Origin of the sequence: Sanguibacter keddieii DSM 10542 (assembly GCF_000024925.1) — a bacterium.
Lineage (GTDB): Bacteria > Actinomycetota > Actinomycetes > Actinomycetales > Cellulomonadaceae > Sanguibacter > Sanguibacter keddieii.
Window position 1 is genome coordinate 746,823 of sequence record NC_013521.1, and the last position, 17,357, is coordinate 764,179.

15 protein-coding genes are annotated in these 17,357 nt (G+C 71.6%); 3 read left to right on the top strand and 12 right to left on the bottom strand.

The genetic code is table 11. The features are described 5' to 3' along the window. Nucleotides 1-85: 85 nt before the first annotated feature. The 4 genes from SKED_RS03190 to SKED_RS03205 all read right to left on the bottom strand — a co-directional run bounded on the left by SKED_RS03190 (nucleotide 86) and on the right by SKED_RS03205 (nucleotide 5,678). On the bottom strand, nucleotides 86-2,149 hold the full coding sequence (locus SKED_RS03190; protein WP_012865684.1) for a beta-galactosidase: 2,064 nt from the start codon (nucleotides 2,147-2,149) through the stop codon (nucleotides 86-88). A 167-nt stretch (nucleotides 2,150-2,316) separates the two neighbouring features. Continuing rightward, nucleotides 2,317-3,678, bottom strand: a complete 1,362-nt coding sequence (locus tag SKED_RS03195; RefSeq protein WP_012865685.1) for an ABC transporter substrate-binding protein — start codon at nucleotides 3,676-3,678, stop codon at nucleotides 2,317-2,319. 78 nt (nucleotides 3,679-3,756) lie between these two features. After that, nucleotides 3,757-4,725 carry a carbohydrate ABC transporter permease gene (locus SKED_RS03200; protein WP_012865686.1) on the bottom strand — a complete coding sequence of 323 codons (969 nt, stop codon included), beginning with the start codon at nucleotides 4,723-4,725 and terminating at the stop codon, nucleotides 3,757-3,759. Further along, nucleotides 4,722-5,678 carry a carbohydrate ABC transporter permease gene (locus SKED_RS03205; RefSeq protein WP_012865687.1) on the bottom strand — a complete coding sequence of 319 codons (957 nt, stop codon included), beginning with the start codon at nucleotides 5,676-5,678 and terminating at the stop codon, nucleotides 4,722-4,724. The genes SKED_RS03200 and SKED_RS03205 overlap by 4 nt, the downstream gene beginning before the upstream one ends. Before the next feature lie 419 nt (nucleotides 5,679-6,097). Here SKED_RS03205 and SKED_RS03210 point away from each other — a divergent pair, with 419 nt between their 5' ends. After that, nucleotides 6,098-7,099: a LacI family DNA-binding transcriptional regulator gene (locus SKED_RS03210; RefSeq protein ID WP_042437728.1), complete on the top strand. Its 1,002-nt coding sequence runs from the start codon at nucleotides 6,098-6,100 to the stop codon at nucleotides 7,097-7,099. Between the two features lie 8 nt (nucleotides 7,100-7,107). On the opposite strand, the gene SKED_RS03215 is transcribed toward SKED_RS03210, so the two are convergent. Genes SKED_RS03215 through SKED_RS03225 form a run of 3 tightly spaced genes read right to left on the bottom strand, consistent with a single transcriptional unit; the run spans nucleotide 7,108 to nucleotide 9,870 of the window. Beyond that, nucleotides 7,108-7,710, bottom strand: coding sequence for a response regulator transcription factor (locus SKED_RS03215; protein WP_012865689.1), 603 nt, complete (start codon nucleotides 7,708-7,710; stop codon nucleotides 7,108-7,110). Continuing rightward, a complete protein-coding gene (locus SKED_RS03220; RefSeq protein ID WP_012865690.1) occupies nucleotides 7,707-8,921 on the bottom strand; it encodes a sensor histidine kinase in 1,215 nt (404 codons plus the stop codon). The genes SKED_RS03215 and SKED_RS03220 overlap by 4 nt, the downstream gene beginning before the upstream one ends. A 4-nt stretch (nucleotides 8,922-8,925) precedes the next feature. Further along, a complete protein-coding gene (locus SKED_RS03225) occupies nucleotides 8,926-9,870 on the bottom strand; it encodes an alpha/beta fold hydrolase (protein ID WP_012865691.1) in 945 nt (314 codons plus the stop codon). 161 nt (nucleotides 9,871-10,031) lie between these two features. Here SKED_RS03225 and SKED_RS03230 point away from each other — a divergent pair, with 161 nt between their 5' ends. Continuing rightward, the gene (locus SKED_RS03230) at nucleotides 10,032-10,499 is read left to right on the top strand and encodes a GNAT family N-acetyltransferase (RefSeq protein ID WP_012865692.1); all 468 of its coding nucleotides are present in this window, start codon (nucleotides 10,032-10,034) and stop codon (nucleotides 10,497-10,499) included. A 73-nt stretch (nucleotides 10,500-10,572) separates the two neighbouring features. Here SKED_RS03230 and SKED_RS03235 read toward each other — a convergent pair whose 3' ends face one another. The 4 genes from SKED_RS03235 to SKED_RS03250 all read right to left on the bottom strand — a co-directional run bounded on the left by SKED_RS03235 (nucleotide 10,573) and on the right by SKED_RS03250 (nucleotide 15,593). Further along, complete coding sequence (locus SKED_RS03235) at nucleotides 10,573-12,678, bottom strand: beta-galactosidase (RefSeq protein WP_012865693.1); 2,106 nt, start codon at nucleotides 12,676-12,678, stop codon at nucleotides 10,573-10,575. 136 nt (nucleotides 12,679-12,814) lie between these two features. Further along, complete coding sequence (locus SKED_RS03240; protein WP_143755636.1) at nucleotides 12,815-13,873, bottom strand: LacI family DNA-binding transcriptional regulator; 1,059 nt, start codon at nucleotides 13,871-13,873, stop codon at nucleotides 12,815-12,817. 152 nt (nucleotides 13,874-14,025) lie between these two features. Further along, nucleotides 14,026-15,120, bottom strand: a complete 1,095-nt coding sequence (locus SKED_RS03245; protein ID WP_012865695.1) for a CobW family GTP-binding protein — start codon at nucleotides 15,118-15,120, stop codon at nucleotides 14,026-14,028. After that, complete coding sequence (locus SKED_RS03250) at nucleotides 15,120-15,593, bottom strand: tRNA (cytidine(34)-2'-O)-methyltransferase (RefSeq protein WP_012865696.1); 474 nt, start codon at nucleotides 15,591-15,593, stop codon at nucleotides 15,120-15,122. Before SKED_RS03250 ends, SKED_RS03245 begins: the two co-directional genes overlap by 1 nt. Nucleotides 15,594-15,820: 227 nt before the next feature. Here SKED_RS03250 and SKED_RS03255 point away from each other — a divergent pair, with 227 nt between their 5' ends. After that, complete coding sequence (locus SKED_RS03255; RefSeq protein WP_012865697.1) at nucleotides 15,821-16,156, top strand: hypothetical protein; 336 nt, start codon at nucleotides 15,821-15,823, stop codon at nucleotides 16,154-16,156. Between the two features lie 136 nt (nucleotides 16,157-16,292). Here SKED_RS03255 and SKED_RS03260 read toward each other — a convergent pair whose 3' ends face one another. Further along, nucleotides 16,293-17,336, bottom strand: coding sequence for a DUF4862 family protein (locus tag SKED_RS03260; RefSeq protein ID WP_012865698.1), 1,044 nt, complete (start codon nucleotides 17,334-17,336; stop codon nucleotides 16,293-16,295). Nucleotides 17,337-17,357 lie beyond the last annotated feature (21 nt).

Below are 17,357 nucleotides of genomic sequence, written 5' to 3' on the forward strand. Positions count from 1 at the left end.
CGCGGGCTGAGGGGGGTCAGCCCGCGAGGTCAGCTGGGCGGTGGTCCCTGCGCGCTCTCACGCGCGGGGTGCACCTGGTGGTGGGTCAGGCCTGCTGCGCGGTGCGGCGCAGGACTGCGACGCCGCCGGCCTCGACCTTGACCGAGCCCTCGTGGACGGTCCCCGTGAGGAGGTCCGTGCCCGAGGCCTCGACCGAGGCGGTCTCGTCGGTGTGGTTGATCGCGAAGAGGAACTCGGTGCCGGCCTGGTCGGCGCGGACCACGAGCTCGACGCCCGCGTCGGCCTGGGCGATCGCCGTGACCTGAGCCTCGGCGAGCAGCGCGTCGACGAGCTCGCCGCGTGCCGCGTCGGACAGGTCGGTCGTGACGTACCAGGCCGCACCGGCGCCGCGGGTAGCACGCGAGATCGCGGGCCAGCCCACGCTCGGGCCGTCCACGTACGTGGCGCGGGCCTCGGCGTCGACGAGGCCGACGGGCTCGGACCAGCCGGACGCCTCGGCGGACGACCCGCCGACGACGTCGCCGTCGAGGTGGATCGTGTCGCCGGGGAGCACGGGGGCGAACTCCTCGACGCGGACGCCGAGCAGGTCGCGGAACGCGCCGGGGTACCCGCCGAGGTGGATGTGGTCGTCCTGGTTCGCGATGCCAGAGAAGTACGTGACGACGACGGTGCCGCCGGCCTCCGCGAAGGAGGTCAGGCGGGCCACGAGCGACTCGTCTGCGAGGTACAGGTGCGGCACGACGACCAGCTTGTAGCCCGTGAGGTCGGCGTGCGCGGGCACGACGGCGGTGCCGACCTGCTTCTCCCACAGCGAGCGGTACCAGGAGAGCACGCGGCGGCGGTACTGGAACTCGTTGTTGGGGTGCGAGTCGATCTCGGTGGCCCACCAGGACTCGTAGTCGAACAGCACCGCGGTCTGCGCCTGGACGGTCGAGCCGGCGACCTCGCCGAGGGACACGAGGTCTGCGCCGAGCGAGACGACGCCGCGCCACAGCGCCGAGTCGGTGCCGGCGTGGGGGACCATCGCGGAGTGGAACTTCTCGGCCCCGGCCTGGGACTGGCGCCACTGGAAGAAGCAGACCGCGTCGGCGCCGTGCGCGACGTGCGCGAGCGAGTTGCGGCGCATCTGGCCCGGGCGCTTCTGCAGGTTGACGTGCTGCCAGTTCACGGCGGAGGTGGAGTGCTCCATGAGCATCCAGGGCTCGCCGCCGGCGATGCCGTGCGTGAGGTCGGCGGAGAACGACAGCTCGATGTGCGAGACGGGGTCGGCCGAGGTGATGTAGTGGTCGTTCGACACGAGGTCGACGTCACCGGCCCACGACGTGTAGTCCATCGCCTTGGTGTCGCCCATGACCATGAAGTTGGTGGTGACGGGGACGTCGGGCGTGATGCGGGTCAGCACCTCGCGCTCGGCGCGCAGCTGCTCGCGCAGCTGGTAGGAGGAGAAGCGTCCGAAGTCGAGCTGCTGCGTCGGGTTGACGAAGGCGGTCGAGCGGCGCGGCGGGAGGATCTGGTCCCAGGCGGTGTAGCGCTGCGCCCAGAAGTCGGTGCCCCACGCACGGTTGAGCTCGTCGAGGGTGGTGTAGCGGGCCTCGAGCCAGCCGCGGAACGCGACGGCTGCGACGTCGGAGTAGTCGAGCACGTTGTGGCAGCCGAGCTCGTTGGACACGTGCCACATGGCCAGCGCCGGGTGGTCGCCGTAGCGCTCGGCCATCTTCTCGACGAGGGCCAGCGAGTACTCGCGGTACACCGGCGAGCTTGGGCTCCAGGACTGGCGCGACCCGTGGTAGAGCGTGTGGCCGTCGACGTCGACGGGCAGGATCTCCGGGTGCAGCGTGGTGAGCCAGGCCGGCGTGGAGGCGGTCGCCGTGGCGAGGTCCACGGCGATCCCGTGGCTGTGCATGATGTCGAGGACGTCGTCGAGCCACTCGAAGTCCCACTGGTCCGGGGCCGGCTGCAGACGTGCCCACGAGAAGATCGCGACCGAGACCAGGTTGACCCCGGCCTCCTGCATGAGGCGGGCGTCCTCGAGCCAGACCTCGCGGGGCCACTGCTCGGGGTTGTAGTCGCCACCGTAGGCGAGCGGGCCGCGCGGGGTGGGGGCGGCGCCGGCGAGCGGCTCGGGCCAGCGGATCCAACGGGAAGCCATGTGATCAGTCCTGTGCGTGAGAGGTGTGGTGCGACGGGATGACCGTCGGCTGTGCTGAGACGTGCGGGTGGTGCTCGTGGTGCGGCGCCAGGGGGCGGGCGCCAGGTGAGACGACGACGGCCGGGGCTCGGCGCAGGCCGAGCCCCGGCCGTCGTCACGAGGGAGGGCTACTTGATCGTGAAGCCCTGGCCGGAGCCGTAGGACACGGCCGAGTCCTGCCAGGTGGCGAGGCCCGGTGCGAGGTCGGTCTTGGCGCCGAGGGCCTGGCCCGCGGTGTCACCGAAGATCGAGTTCGCGTAGACCTGGAAGGGCAGGTACTGCCATCCGGAGGAGACGGCCTTGGACGACTCGACGAAGACCTCGTTGATCTTCTGGTTGCCGAAGAACGGGTCCTCGAAGCCGAGGAAGTCCGCGTCTTCCATGATCTCGGTCGTGGCGGGGAACAGTCCGGCGTCGACCTGCGACTGCACGGCCTCGATGTCGGTCGTGAGCCAGCGGGAGAACGCGAGGGCCGCGGCCTGGTTGTCGCCCTGCTTGAGGACGGAGACGCCCGAGCCACCGTTCTCGGCGTTCATCGGGGTACCGGCCTCGTAGGTCGGCATCGCGGCGGCACGCCACTGGCCGGAGGTGTCCGGCATGTTGGTGCGGATCGAGCCCGGAGCCCAGGCGCCGGTCAGCCACATGGCGTAGCGGCCGTCCGAGAAGGAGCGCCAGAAGGCGTCGTTCCAGCCCGGTGCCACGTCGATGAGGTCTTCCTGGATGAGGGTGTCGAAGGTCTCGGTGAACTTCGTGGTGCCCTCGTCGGTGAAGTCGATGCCGACGTTGGTGCCGTCGACGCTGAACGGGCGTCCGCCGGCCTGCCAGATGAGCGAGTCGACGCCGCCGGCGTCGCCCGGGTCGATCGAGGTGATGTAGTTGTCGGGGTTGTCGGCCTTGATGGCGCGAGCGACCTCGGTGAACTCGTCCCACGTCTCGGGGACCTCGAGGCCGAGGTTCTCGAGGATGTCGGCACGGTAGAACATGACCTGGGGGCCGGTGTCCTGCGGGAAGCCGTACTGGTCGCCGCTCACGGAGACCTGGTCCCAGGCGGAGCCGGTGTACTTGTCCTGGAGGTCGGACAGGCCGACGTCGCTCAGGCTGACGACCGAGTCGCTCAGGGCGAACTGGGGGAGGGCGAAGTACTCGATCTGCGCGACGTCGGGGGCACCGGTGCCGGCCTTGACCGCGTTCTGCAGCTTCGTGTACTGGTCGGCCGACTGGCCGGCGTTGGTGAGCGTCACCTGGATGTTCGGGTGCGTCTCGTTCCACAGGTCGACGGTCGGCTGCAGGTTCGGGACCCAGGACCAGAACTCGAGGGTCACGTCCTCGTCGGACTCGAGCGCTGCGTCGACGTCTGCTGCGGTGACGTCGGTCGCCCCGGCGCCCTCGCCGGAGTCGTCGCCGCCTCCGCAGGCTGCGAGGCCGAAGGTCAGCGCGAGCGCTGCCGTGACCCCGACGGTCCGCGTGAGGCGGGTCGTGTGGTTCTTCATGATCTCTCCTTGGGTACTTCGTCGTATGCGCCGTGGCGCAGGAGGGGGAAAGCCGGTGGTGATGGAGCGGACCTCGCGCTACTGCTTCACGGCGCCGGCCGCGAGGCCGGACTGCCAGAAGCGCTGCAGCGAGAGGAAGACGATGACCAGCGGGATGATCGCGACGAGCGAGCCGACGAGCACGAGGTTGTACACGGGCTCGCTCGTGCCGGAGGACCCGGACTGCGAGTTCCACTGGTTGAGGCCGACGGTCAGCGGGTAGAGCTTGGGGTCCGTCAGCATGATGAGGGGCAGGAAGTAGTTGTTCCAGGTGGCCACGACCGCGAACAGCAGGACGGTGACGAAGCCGGGGGCCAGCAGCCGCAGCGAGACGGTGAGGAAGGTGCGGAGCTCACCGGCGCCGTCGAGACGCGCTGCCTCGAGGATGGAGTCGGGGACCGAGTCCTGGGCGAACACGTACATGAGGTACAGCCCGAAGGGGCTGGCGAGCGCGGGGATGAGCACCGCCCACACCGTGTTCGTCAGGCCGAGCTGGCTGAACATGAGGAACGTGGGGACCGCGAGGGCGGTCATCGGCACGGTCATGGCGCCGATGACGATCGCGAAGGCTGCGCGGCGACCGGGGAAGTTGTACTTGGCCAGGCCGTAGCCGCCGAAGGTCGCGAGGATGGTCGCGCCGATGCCGCCGACACCCGCGTAGAGCACCGTGTTGGCGAGCCAGCGCGGGTACACGGAGTTCTGGTAGGTGAACAGCTGCTTGATGTTGTCCCAGAGGGCGAAGTCGTCGGCGAACCAGAGACCGAAGGACGTGAAGAGCCCGCCGTTGGTCTTGGTCGAGTTGATGATCAGCCACACGAGCGGGAGCAGCACGTAGATGAACATCACGACCATGATCACCGTGAGGGTGATCGAGGACTTGCCGCGGGGGCTCGTCGGGCGGCGTCGGCCACGGCCGGCGCGGCTCTTCGTGGCCTTGGGGGCGACCGTCGCGCTGTCGGTCGTGTCGACGACGCCGGAGACGGGGGCGGGGGTGCTGGCGGTGGTCATTTCTTCCCTCCGGTCTCGATGCGGTTGCTGATCCGCTGGGCGGCGTAGGCGACCACGACGGTGATGAGACCGACGATGATGGCGACGGCGGCCGAGTAGTTGTACTGCTGGCCGTTGAACGCGAGGTTGTAGGCGTACATGTTCGGCGTGTAGTAGGTCGTGATCTCGGTCGGCGCGAGCGCCCGCAGCACGTTCGGCTCGTTGAAGAGCTGGAAGCTGCCGATGATCGAGAAGATGACCGTGAGCAAGATCGCCGGACGCAGCGCCGGGAGCTTGATCGAGAAGGCGGTGCGCACGGCGCCGGCGCCGTCGATCTCGGCGGCCTCGTAGAGCTCGGTCGGGATGGAGCGCAGCGCCGAGTAGAGGATGAGCATGTTGTAGCCCACGAACGACCAGGTGACGATGTTCCCGATCGAGACCAGCACCCACGAGCCGGCGAGCAGGGCGGGCGGCTCTGCGCCGAAGAACTCGAAGACCTGCCCGATGAGGCCGAAGTCCTTGCCGTAGATGTAGCCCCACATGAGGGCCGCGACGACCGAGGGCACCGCGTAGGGGAGGAACAGCGCGATGCGGAACCCGCCCTTGGCGCGCAGCCGGCCGGAGTCGATGGCCAGCGCCGCGAAGAGCGCGAGGCAGATCATGATCGGCACCTGGACCGCGAGGAACAGCAGCACGCGGCCGAGCCCGGTGCGCAGCAGCGGGTCGGCGATGGCCTGCGTGTAGTTGCTCAGCCCGGTGAAGAAGGAGCCGCCGATGAGCCGGTCCTGGAAGAACGACAGGTACATCGCGTAGACGAGCGGGGCGACGATCGCGAAGAAGAAGACGGCGAGGAAGGGTGCGACGAAGGCCGCGCCGGCCCAGTCCTGCCGCTTGTACCTGGTGCGGCGAAGTGGTCGTGAGGTGGGCTCCGGGTCTGCGTGACCGGGGGCCGCGTGCTGCGTAGCGGACGTCATCGTCTCTCGTCTTTCGGTTGCTCGTGCGGCGGCGGTGCTGCGGACCCCCCGAGGAGGGCTCCGGCACCCTCGCCGTGTTAGCGCAAACATGATCTGGTCCGGACAGCATCACAGTCGAGGGGACGTTTGGTCAACCGGCGCAGTGTTGCGAACAGGTAACGGTGATATCTCAACGATCCGACGCGACCGGAACGTCGCTTTCGCCGGGGAGGCCGCTATGGTTGCGCTAACAGCCGACGGGGGCCTACCCTCCGAACTGTCGTCGGCCCACCACCTCGTGGGCCGTGCACGCAGAAGGGAAGACGATGGCGTCCGAGGATCGAGCGACTGCTCTGGCCGCAGTGCGAGACCGCGACCGCAGCAGGCACGGCGACGATGCGGTCGACCCTCGCCCAGGTGGTCGGCGCCGTGCGCCGTCGATGGCCGACGTCGCCAAGATCGCCGGTGTCTCCGCGCAGACCGTCTCCCGTGTCGCCAACGGCCGCGCCAACGTGGACCTCGCCACCCGCGACAAGGTGCTCAGCGCCATGCGCGTGGTGGGCTACCAGCCCAACGGTGCGGCGCGCGCCCTCGCGACGGGCCGCTTCGGGGCCTTCGGTGTCATCTCCTTCTCGATCTCGAGGATCGGCGACGCCCGGACCATCGAGGCCATCGCCAACGCGAGCCGCACCGCCGGGTACTCGATCAACCTCATGGTCGTCGAGCGCCCCACACTCGGCGGCGTGAGCGCGGCGATCGCCAACCTCGCCGGTCAGAACGTCGACGGGGTCGTGATCATCCAGGCGGAGATCCTCGACGTCCCCTCGCTGGTCATCGGCCCGACGCTCCCGGTGGTCATCACCGACACGTACCCGTCGCCGCACCCGGACTACCCGATCGTCGACACCGACCAGGAGGGCGGCGTGCGTCGTGCCGTCGAGCACCTCCTGGCGATGGGCCACGAGACGGTGTGGCACGTGGCCGGGCCGACGACGTCGAGCGCCGCCCAGGAGCGCACCGAGGCCTGGGGCCAGGTGCTCACCCGCGCCGGTGCGAGCGTCCCGCCCGTGCACCGCGGCGACTGGACGGCCGGGTCGGGCTACCGGATCGGCGCGCTGCTGGCGGAGGTCCCGCGGGACGAGCTCACCGCGGTGTTCTGCGCCAACGACCAGATGGCCATCGGGCTCATGCGCGCCTTCCACGAGCGGGGTGTGCGCATCCCGCAGGACGTGTCGGTGGTCGGCTTCGACGACATCGACGAGGCGGAGTTCGTGTGGCCGCCCCTCACGACCGTCCGCCAGCGCTTCGACGAGGTCGGCGAGCTGTGCGTGCAGACCATGCTCGAGCAGATCGAGCAGCAGGGACGCGGCGCCAAGACGCTGCGCCTGGTCCCCGTCGAGCTCATCGTCCGCGACAGCTCAGGCCCGGCGCCGCGGCGGTAGGTGCGCCCTCAGATCCACCCTCGCTCGTGGGCGGTGGCGGCGGCCGCGACCCGGGAGTCGGCGTGGACCTTCGCCATCGCGGCGGAGAGATGGTTCCGGACGGTGCCGTGCGCGAGCCCGAGCGTCTTCGCGATGTGCTTGGTCGGGAGGCCTTCACGGGTCAGACGCAGCACGTCGCTCTCGCGTGCGGTGAGCGGGCTCTCCTCCTCGCTCAGGGCTGCCGCCGCGAGCGTCGCGTCCACGTAGCGCTCGCCCGCGGCGACCGACCGGATGATGACGGCCAGCTCGGACGCCGGGGTCGACTTGGGGACGAACCCGCGGACCTTCGCGGCGAGGGCGCGCCGCAGGGTCCCCGGTCGGGCGTGCCGGGTGACGATGACGGCGTGGGTCGTCGGGTCTGGGCTCAGCTCCTGCGCGACCTCGATGCCGTCGAGCCCGGGCATCTCCAGGTCGAGGAGGACGACGTCGGGGCGAAGGGTGCGCACCGCGGTCACGGCGGCGCGACCGTCCTCGACGTCGGCGACCACCTCGATGTCAGGCTCGAGAGAGAGCAGCGCGACGAGCGCCCCGCGGATGAGCCCCTCGTCGTCGGCGATCACGATGCGGATCACGGCGTGACCCCTGCCCCGCGCAGCGCAGCGCTCTGCGGGATGCGGACGACCAGGGTGAAGGTCTCCCCGGTCCGGCTGGTCTCCACTGACCCGCCCCAGCCGGCGACGCGCTCGGCCAGACCGGACAGGCCCGTGCCTCCGGTGCGCAGTGCGCGGGAGCCGTCGTTTGTCACGGTGAGGCGGTACTCGTCGTCGGGCGTCAGCACCAGCTCCAGGGAGGCCGAGGTCGCCCTGCTGTGGCGGAGGACGTTCGTCGCCGCCTCCCTGATCGCCACGGCGAGCACCGCGCCTGCGGCCGCGGGGAGGCCGGGGACGTCGATCTGGGCGTCGCAGTCGATGCCCGCCGACCGCAGGACGGCCGCGGCGTTCCGGGCCTCGACCGCCACCGTGACGGTCCGGTAGTCGTTGACCACGGCGCGGGTGTCGTCGAGCGCCGTCTGCGCGATCGCCCGGATGTCCGCGAGCTCGGTCGCCGCCAGCCCGGGCTGCCCGGCGAGCAGACGTCGTTCGGCGAGCTCGCCCTTGAGCGCGATCACCTGCAGGTGGTGACCCTGGATGTCGTGGAGGTCGGTCGCGAACCTCAGCCGCTCGGTGGCCACGGCGAGGTCCGAGGCGACCCGGCGGGCGTCGTCGAGGCGGAGGACGACCCGCAGGACCCAGACCGCGCTCAGCGGCATGGTGGTGATCACCACGAGGGTGCTCACCACGACGAAGGTCGCTCCCTCGTCGGCAGGCGAGCCACCCAGGGACGCGGGTGCGTCCGCAGAGGCGAGCGCACCTCCCAGCAGGAGCACCGCCAGGGTCCCGAGGATCGCGGCGGCGCTCCACCACCGGGGCACGACGCAGCTGAGCATCCCGCCGGCGACGACGAGCCCGAACCCCCAGCCCCAGCCGGCGAACGGTGGCAGCAGCGCCAGCGCCCACGTCGCCGACGCTGCCGTGACCAGCAGGACGACCCGGGGGTGGGCCCTGGGCCCGGCTCCCGAGGTCCGCAGCAGCGACGGGACGGCCGACAGCGCGAGGAGGGCCGCGACGACCGTCAGGACCACGAGCGAGGTCTCCCGCAGCCCGTCGACGCCCTCGGCGGGGCCGAGGACCAGCTGGAGGAACGTGGCGAGGAGCACGAGCACCCAGAGGGTCACCGCCGTCGACCCGAGCATCCACCGCAGGTCTGCTGCGGTCCTGGGGGTGCGCGGCGCGCGGTCGGTCATGCGCTCATCGTAGTGAGACCGAGGCGAGGAACTCGTCCGTGTCCCGCGCGATCTGCGGCGACTGCGTGTGGTGCAGGTAGTGGTCCCCCTCGAGAGCGACGACCTGCCCGTGGTCGACGCTCGCCGCCTGGTCCTCGTGGAGCTGCAGCCAGCCGTCGACCTCCGCGTCGTCCTGCACGACGAAGAGCAGGACGGGCAGCGACGCCGGGAAGGTGGCACCGCTGACAGAGGCGAAGTTCTCCACGGAGCGGTCCATCTCGTCGAGCAGCGTCGGGGCGGTCGAGTTCTTGGTCGTCAGCAGACGCATCTGCTCCTTGGTGGCCTCGTCGTAGGGCAGGTCGGCGTACGTGTCGCCGCCGATCGCCGTCAGGACACGCAGCAGGCCGAGGGTGCGGAGCTCGGCGAGGCCGTCGGTCGGCACGGGCTCGTCCCATCCGGGCTGGTCGGGGACGCTGCTGTCGATGCCGACGAAGGCGACGAGCTCGTCGGGGTACGTCTCGCTGTACTCGAGGGCGTAGACGCCGGCGATCGAGTGCCCCATGAGCACGTACCGGTCGACCCCGAGCTGCTGCAGCGCCTCGTGCACCTCGCGGACGATGTTCTCCGCGGTGCGCGGGGAGTCGGTCTGGTCGCTGAGCCCCGTGCCGAAGGGCTCGACGGCGATCACGCGGTGGGTGTCGTCGAGCTCGGCGACCAGCGGCTGGAAGTCGAGGCCCGGGGCGGCGGTGCCGAGGCCGGGCAGGAGGACGATCGTCTCGTCGCCGGTGCCGCTGACCACGACGTTCATCTGCTTCCCGTCGACGGGCACGAGCTCGCCGTAGGGCGCGATGGCGGCCAGGTCGGAGCGCGTCTGCACGACGTTCACGACGGAGGTGGTCGTCAGCGCCAGGACAGGCAGCGCCACGAGGGCTCCGACGGTCCAGAGCGTGATCTTCAGGGGTCTGCGCACAGGGGGTTCCTCGTCTCAGGGGGTGCGACGTCGCACCCTGCGACGTCGTGCCTCCAGCACACAGGATCTGGGCCGCCGCCAGAAGTGGCGTGATGTCACCTGCCACCCATGACCGATGTCATGGGTCGGGGTGCAGGCAGGGTGCGACCTAGGCTGGGCGCATGCTGACCTTCGTCCCCACCGCCGTCGACTCCGAGCCCGCTGCGACGCTGCTCGGCGAGTACTTCACCTCCCGCGAGCTGGGCTTCACCGGCGGCACCTACCAGGTGTTCACGCCGGACCCGGCACTGTTCACGCCGCCGGCCGGGGTGTTCCTCGTCGCGGAGGAGGACGGGGTGGCGGTCGGGTGCGGTGGTGTCCGCCGCATCGCCGACGCCGACGACGGTGCGGTGCGCCTCGAGGTCAAGCACCTGTGGGTGCGGCCCTCGACCCGGGGCAAGGGCTACGGTCGCGCGGTGCTCGTCGCCCTCGAGGACGCGGCGGTCGCGCTCGGTGCGACCCGCCTGGTGCTCGACACCAACGCCTCGCTCGAGGCGGCCGCCGGGCTGTACCGGGCGGCTGGGTACCGGGACGTCCCGGCGTACAACGACAACCCGAACGCGACGAACTGGTACGCCAAGGACGTCTGAGCCGCAGGCCCGGCGCCGACGAGGTGCCGGGCCTGCGGGACAGCACCCGAGGTGGGGTGGTGCGTCGTGCTGGTCAGGCCTCCTGGACCACGGCGACGCCCGCCGCGGGGACGCTGAGGCTGCCGTCGACCGGGCTGCCGGTCAGCAGGTCGGTGCCGGTGGTCTTCACGGTCGCGTCCTCCGCGGTGTGGTTGAGCACGAAGAGGTACGCCGTGCCGTCTTCGGCGTGCCGTCGCACCACCTCGACGCCGGCCGGGACCTCCGCCTCGCCGGTGAGACCGGCGTCGGCGAGGGCCGCGTCGACCACCGCGGCGACGCCCGCCGCGTTGAGGCGTGCCCCGACGTACCACGCGGACCCGCCCGCGGCGCCGACCTCGGCGCGGGTGACGGCGGGCAGCCCGGCGAGCGGGCCGTCGTCGTAGGTCGCGACGGCTGTCGCGCCGCGGAGGTGCGTCTTCTCGGTCCACAGGTCGGCGGCGAAGGTGCCCGCGACCCGTTCGCCCGACCCGCTGAGGTGGACCGTCTCGTCCTCCTGGAGGGTGTAGAACTCCTCGGTGCTCACGCCGAGCAGCGTGCGGAACGCGCCGGGGTACCCGCCGAGGCGCACGTGGTCGTTCACGTCGACGATGCCGGAGAAGTAGGTGACGACGACGGTCGCCCCGCGCTCCGCCGCGGCGGCGACGTTCGCCGCGTCGGCGTCGGACACCAGGTAGAGGGTGGGGACGACCACGAGGTCGTAGCCGGAGAGGTCCGCCGAGGGGTGCACGACGTCGGTGCTGACACCGCGGTTCCACAGCGCCGTGTAGGTGGAGAGCACCTCGTCGGTGTAGCGCAGCTGCTGGGTGGGGTGCGAGTCGAGCTCGCCGGCCCACCACGCCTCGTAGTCGAAGAGCAGCGCGGCGCGCGAGCGCACGGTGGAGCCGACGACCGGGGCGAGCTTCTTGAGGGTCTCGCCGAGGGTGACGGTGCTCCGCCAGACGTCGGTGTCACGCCCGGCGTGCGGCACCATCGACGAGTGGAACTTCTCCGCGCCCGCCTTGGACTGGCGCCACTGGAAGAACATCACCGCGTCGGCACCCCGGGCGACGTGCGCGAGGGAGTTGCGCAGCATCTCACCGGGGAGCTTGGGCCGGTTGCGCGGCTGCCAGTTGACCGCCGAGGTCGAGTGCTCCATGAGGATCCACGGGCGCCCGCCCGCGATGCCGCGGGACAGGTCGGCCGAGAACGCGAGCTCGACGTGCCGGTCCGCCGCCGAGGCGATGGTGTAGTGGTCGTTCGCGACCACGTCGACCTCGGGGGACCACCGGTAGTAGTCCATCCCCTTGGTCGCGGACGACATCATGAAGTTCGTGGTGATCGGCACCTCGGGGGTGATGACGCGCAGCGCGTCGCGCAGGTCCCGGTAGTAGCCGAGCAGCGCGTCCGAGCTGAACCTGTCGAAGTCGAGCTGCTGCGTCGGGTTGGCGTAGGTCGGCGCCGAGCGCGGCGGCAGCACGTCCTCGAAGGCGGAGTACCGCTGCGACCAGAACGCGGTGCCCCAGGCCTCGTTGAGGGCCTCGACCGTGCTGTACCGCTCGGCCAGCCAGGACCGGAAGGCCGACGCGGCGGCGTCGGAGTAGTCGCGCGGCACGTGGCAGCCGATCTCGTTGTCCACGTGCCACAGGGCCAGGGCCGGGTGGGTCGCGTAGCGCTCGGCGACGAGGGTGGCCATGCGCAGGGCGTACTCGCGGAACAGCGGGTGCGTCACGGAGTACGACTGCCGGCCGCCCTGCCACAGCACGGTGCCGTCGGCGGTCTGCGGGAGGATCTCGGGGTGGCGCGCGGTGAGCCACGGCGGCGGGCTCGCGGTCGCGGTCGCCAGGGCCACGCGGATGCCGGCGGCGTGCAGGCGGTCCATGGTCTCGTCGAGCCACTCGAAGTGGTGCTCGCCCTCCGCGGGCTCGATGGTCGCCCAGGCGAAGATCGCGACGCTGACGATGGTGACCCCGGCCTCGACCATGAGCTCGACGTCCTCGAGGCGGGTGACCTGGGGCCACTGCTCGGGGTTGTAGTCACCGCCGTACCCGAAGCCCTGGAGGCCCGTCGGCCAGCCGGGGCGGCCTCCGGGGGCGTCGTCGGGGGAGGGGCCGGAGGTGGGGACGGTCGGGTCCGCGGGGAGGTTCGCGTCGGTGAGAGCCATGCGGGAAGCGTATTCCACCCCGCGGTGCGACCCCAAGCCCGGGCCACTCGTCGAGACCCTCTGGTCCGGGTGGGACGGCCCGTCCGCGAGAGAGTGGACCGCTCGCGCTCGCGGGCGCGGTCGGGCGGTCCTGGTCTCAGGCCAGCGGTGGCGTCGAGTCGCGGAGGATGACCTCGCCGTCGACCGGGACGAGGCGCGGTGCGTCGTTGTCCGGGGCGAGGGCGAGCTCGGTGACCATGGCGCCGATGTCGGCCAGCGGCAGGCGGATCGTGGTGAGCGACGGGGTGATGTCGCGGAGCGTGATGATGTCGTCGAAGCCCGCGATCGCCACGTCCCCGGGGACGTCGAGCCCGGCGGCGCGGGCGGCGGCCATCGCGCCGACCGCCATGACGTCGTTGACGGCGAACACCGCTTCGACCGGCTGGCCGGAGCCGCCGCTGCCCGTGCCGGCGCGTCCGACGACGCCACGGGCGATCAGCTGCTCCATCGCCTCGTAGCCGCCGTCCCGGGTGAACGCGCAGGGGATCACGAGGTCGGGGTCGAGCGGGGTGCCGAGGTCGTCGAGGCTGGTCCGGAACCCGTCGAGGCGCTCGTGCGCGGTGAGGTGCGCGGTCGGCCCGGCGAGCACGGCGAAGCGACGGTACCCGCGCCCGTGGAGCTGGCGGACGAGCTCGGCGGTGGCCGAGCGGTTCTCGATGACCACGGTGTCGACCCCGAGCAGCGGCTGCCCGACGGCCGCCGCACCGCCGCCGCGCGAGCGGTACTCGACGAGTGCGTCGGCCAGGGCGCGGTTGGCCGCGTCGTCGTCGTGGCGGCCTCCCGCGACGATGATGGCGCGGGCGCGCTGACGCTGCATGAGCTCGACGAAGGCGAGCTCGCGGCCTGCGTCGCGGTCGGTGCTCGCGAGGGTGACCACCAGCCCGGCGCGCTCGGCCGCGGCCGTGACGCCGGAGGCGATCGTCGAGAAGTACGGGTCGGCGATGTCGTGCACGATGAGCCCGAGCGCCGTGGTGCGCCCACGGGCCATGGCCTGGGCGTTGGCGTCGGGGGAGTACCGCAGGCGCGCGGCCGCGGCGAGCACACGCTCGCGCAGCTCCGGGCGGACGGTGCGGTTCGCGCTGCCGTTGATCGCGCGGGAGGCGGTGGCCAGTGAGACGCCCGCCTCGCGTGCGACATCGCTCAGGGTGACGGTCATGTCCGACATCTTAGGACCACAGGACCCGGCCGTGGAGAAGGCATTCCTGCCAGGAGGCACTGTGCTCGGTCACAGCCGCTCCCATCCCCTTCCCGAGGGACGGGGCGCGACGGCGAGGGCCTCCGGGGAGCACCTCGCCGTCGCGCCCCGGTTCAGGCGGAGGGGCGGGAGGGTGGGTCGAGGCGCCTGCCGGGGCGCACGGTCCGGCGCCGGACCCGCGCGAGGTCCTCGCGGGACGGTGCGGTGTCGGCAGCAGCCCGGCAGGCGTCGAGGCGTTCCTGCAGTACCTCGAGGTCGAGCCCCGACCCGATCGCGACGAGACGGCTCGTCGCGTCGGGAGCGCTCCGCAGCACGTCGACCCGGACCTGCCGCCCGGCGGCGTGGACCACGACGGGCACGCTCCCGCCCGGCGCGAGCGCCAGGTGCACCACGCCCTTGACGCGGAACAGCCCGGGTGGGCGGTCCTCGAGGAGGTCCATGAGCGGCCCGGGGGCGAGCGGACCGTCGTGGGCGATCGAGAGAGACTGCGCCTCGTGGTGGAGGTGCGGGTGCTCGTGCGAGCCGTCTGAGGCGTGGGAGGCGTGGGAGGCGTGCTCGTCGAGCGCGGCGTGCGCGAGGAGCTGCTGGTCTCCGCGGTCCGGGCGCGACGGGGCGTCGAGCACGAGGGCGGGGTCGATCCTGCCCTCGACGGTCGTCACGACGGGGGCGTGCGGGTTGAGGTCCCGGCACAGCGCGACGACCTCCGCTGGGTCGTCGACGAGGTCGGCCTTGTTGACGACCACGAGGTCAGCAGTGGCGAGGTGGTGGGCGAGCGACGGGTGCGTCGTGAGGGTCTGCGCGGTCTCGACCGCGTCGACCACCTGGAGCACCCCGGCGAGCACGGTGGCCGGGTGCTCGGCGACGCGCCGGGCGAGGGCCTGCGGGTCGGCGAGGCCGCTCGCCTCGAGCAGCACGGCGTCGACGCCTGCTCCGCGGCGTGCGAGGCGGGTGAGCAGCGGGTGGAGGTCGTCCTCGTCGTCGAGCACGCAGCAGAAGCACCCGCCGCTCGTCGCGTAGACCGCGGTGGCGCTCGTGCTCACCAGCATCGGGTCGATGCCCACGTCGCCGAAGTCGTTGACCACCACGGCGATCCGCGACCCGCGCGGGTGCGCGAGCAGGTGGTTGAGCAGCGAGGTCTTCCCGGCGCCGAGGTACCCGGCGATCACGGTGACGGGCAGCGGTCCGCGGGCAGGGGTGTCCGCGGCCACTACTCGCCGCCGGGGAACCCGAGCTGGCGCCAGGCCTCGTAGATGACGATCGACGCGCTGCTCGTGAGGTTGAGCGAGCGGCGGCTGGGCAGCATGGGGATCTTCACCTGGTCGGTGATGCGCGGGTGCGCGAGGACCTCGTCGGACAGCCCGGTGGGCTCGGGGCCGAAGACCAGCAGGTCCGAGGGGCGGTACTCGACGTCGGAGTACCGGGTGGTGGCCTTGGTGGTGAAGGCGAAGACCCGGGCGTCGGGCGCGCTCGCGAGCAGCGTCTCGAGGTCCGGCTGCACGGTGAGGTGCGCGAGGTCGTGGTAGTCCAGGCCGGCTCGCTTGAGCTTGGGCTCGGACAGGTCGAAGCCGAGCGGCTCGACGAGGTGCAGCGCCGCCCCGGTCACGGCGGCGAGCCGGATGGCGTTGCCGGTGTTCTGGGGGATGCGCGGTTCGTGGAAGACGATGCTCGGGAGCTCATTCACCCACAGATTCTCCCACTGCCCGGAGCGCGTCCGTCCCCGGCGGCGGCACGTAGGCCTGCGGTGCTGCTGACCTGCAACTTCACCCGTCGGTGGTGCGAGACGGCGGGGCCTGGCGTCGTACTCTTCCGGTGCCGCCGCTGAGAGGTCGTCTCCTGGGCCAGCGAGGCAGCCGGTCTCCGCATCCTGGGTGACGGGATCTTGCCCGTGAGCGCAGGAGGGGGCTACCCGTGGTCGATGCGATGAGCTCGGTAGCGAACGACGCCTACAGCTGGTGGTGGGTGAGGAGGAGGTGGGACTCGCACGTCCCGTCGCCGCGGCAGCAGTCCGCAGACCGCATCGAACTCGTCGTGTACTCCGAGTCGACGTGGTCCTTCCCTGCCTTCAGGGCTCTGGTCGCGGAGGCGAGCTCTCCGGAAGAACGACTGGACGTCGTCGAGGTCTTCTTCGAGTTCCTCCCCTGGAGTCTGGACGTCGATGGAGCCGCGCGCTCGTGGTTGCGCGCCGTGGCATCTGAAGAGCCCGAGCTGACAGAGATGATCCAGGCGTTGGAGGAGCGACTGTGACTGCCGTGACGGCCGGTGGCTCGCCTCGTGGGGCTGTCAGGGTGGCACGGTGGGGAGACCGTGGTCCCGCCCAACCGCGCTCTGTTCCAGGTGCCCATGTAGCTGCCGGTGACGGTGCAGCACCAGGCGTCTGGCGCTACGACGTCTCGTGCTCGAGCGCCTCGGTGACGAGTCGGAGGCTGGCGCGCGCGACGGCGACACGGTCCTGCGCGTCTGCGGTGTCCGGCCGGACGGTGACCTTGATGCCGACGACGTCGAGCGCGGATCCCTGAGCTGCCGCCAGCGTCTCGGCGATCTCCTCGGCTCCGAGCAGCGAACCCTCCGAGAGTCTCAGGGCAGGGTCGTCCGCGCGCGGCGCGATGTGCTGGTCCTCCCACGCAGCACCCCAGGGTGTCGGGGTTGCTGCGGCGCCGGAGAAGACGACGGCGCGCAGCAACCCGGCCTCGGCTGCGGCGCGGACGTGCTCGACCGGTGTGCGCGCAGAACGTCCTTCGATGGCCGACCGGCCCCAGTTGATGCTCAACCCGAGCCGGGACGCGACCTCGGGGACGTCGCCGGCGAGGGACTGCAGCACGGTGAGCTCGTCGTGCAGCGGCCAGAACCCCTTGACCGCCTGCTGACTGTCGACGAGCGCGTCGCAGTGCTCGACGAGAAGCCGGGCGCCGCCGAGGTCCCACGCGAGGACCTCGTCGAGCGACTCGCGGAACGCGGCCAGCGTGCCCAGCCCGGGCCCGGGGGCACTGTGCAGCTCGACTGCCGTGAGACGTGGGCGTCCCGCGTCGTCGGAGAGGCGCTGCGCGAGGTCGCGCAGCTCGGCCAGGTCGTCGAGCGCGGCCCGACGGGCGTCGAGGTCAGCCGAGGACAGCCCGTACGCGGGGTGGTCGGCGAGGCGCTGCATGGTGCGGGGGATCGCGGTGACCACGAGGTCGACGTCGTCGGGGAGGTGCGTGGCGACCCAGCGGGCGGTCTCGGCTGCCGTCCCGGGTGCGGGCAGCGGCACCTCGAGAACCTGCACTCCCAGCGCCGGGAGCGCTGCGAGGACCTCGGTCTCGACGGGGGAGCCGGACGGTGCGAGCGCGTAGGCCCCGAGCAGCAGGCGGGGCCGGTCCGGCCCGGGGCGGGCAGGCTCCGTGCCTCGGTCAGTGCTCGTGTCGGTTCGCGGGCTGGTCGGACGCGTCATCGGGTCTCCTGTGGCTCGGAG

Coding starts and splice junctions, on each gene's coding strand:
- SKED_RS03200 (WP_012865686.1), bottom strand. CDS start 4,725: ATGACCACCGCCAGCACCCCCGCCCCCGTCTCCGGCGTCGTCGACACG.
- SKED_RS03260 (WP_012865698.1), bottom strand. CDS start 17,336: ATGACGCGTCCGACCAGCCCGCGAACCGACACGAGCACTGACCGAGGC.
- SKED_RS03240 (WP_143755636.1), bottom strand. CDS start 13,873: ATGACCGTCACCCTGAGCGATGTCGCACGCGAGGCGGGCGTCTCACTG.
- SKED_RS03190 (WP_012865684.1), bottom strand. CDS start 2,149: ATGGCTTCCCGTTGGATCCGCTGGCCCGAGCCGCTCGCCGGCGCCGCC.
- SKED_RS03195 (WP_012865685.1), bottom strand. CDS start 3,678: ATGAAGAACCACACGACCCGCCTCACGCGGACCGTCGGGGTCACGGCA.
- SKED_RS03235 (WP_012865693.1), bottom strand. CDS start 12,678: ATGGCTCTCACCGACGCGAACCTCCCCGCGGACCCGACCGTCCCCACC.
- SKED_RS03230 (WP_012865692.1), top strand. CDS start 10,032: ATGCTGACCTTCGTCCCCACCGCCGTCGACTCCGAGCCCGCTGCGACG.
- SKED_RS03210 (WP_042437728.1), top strand. CDS start 6,098: ATGGCCGACGTCGCCAAGATCGCCGGTGTCTCCGCGCAGACCGTCTCC.
- SKED_RS03220 (WP_012865690.1), bottom strand. CDS start 8,921: ATGACCGACCGCGCGCCGCGCACCCCCAGGACCGCAGCAGACCTGCGG.
- SKED_RS03205 (WP_012865687.1), bottom strand. CDS start 5,678: ATGACGTCCGCTACGCAGCACGCGGCCCCCGGTCACGCAGACCCGGAG.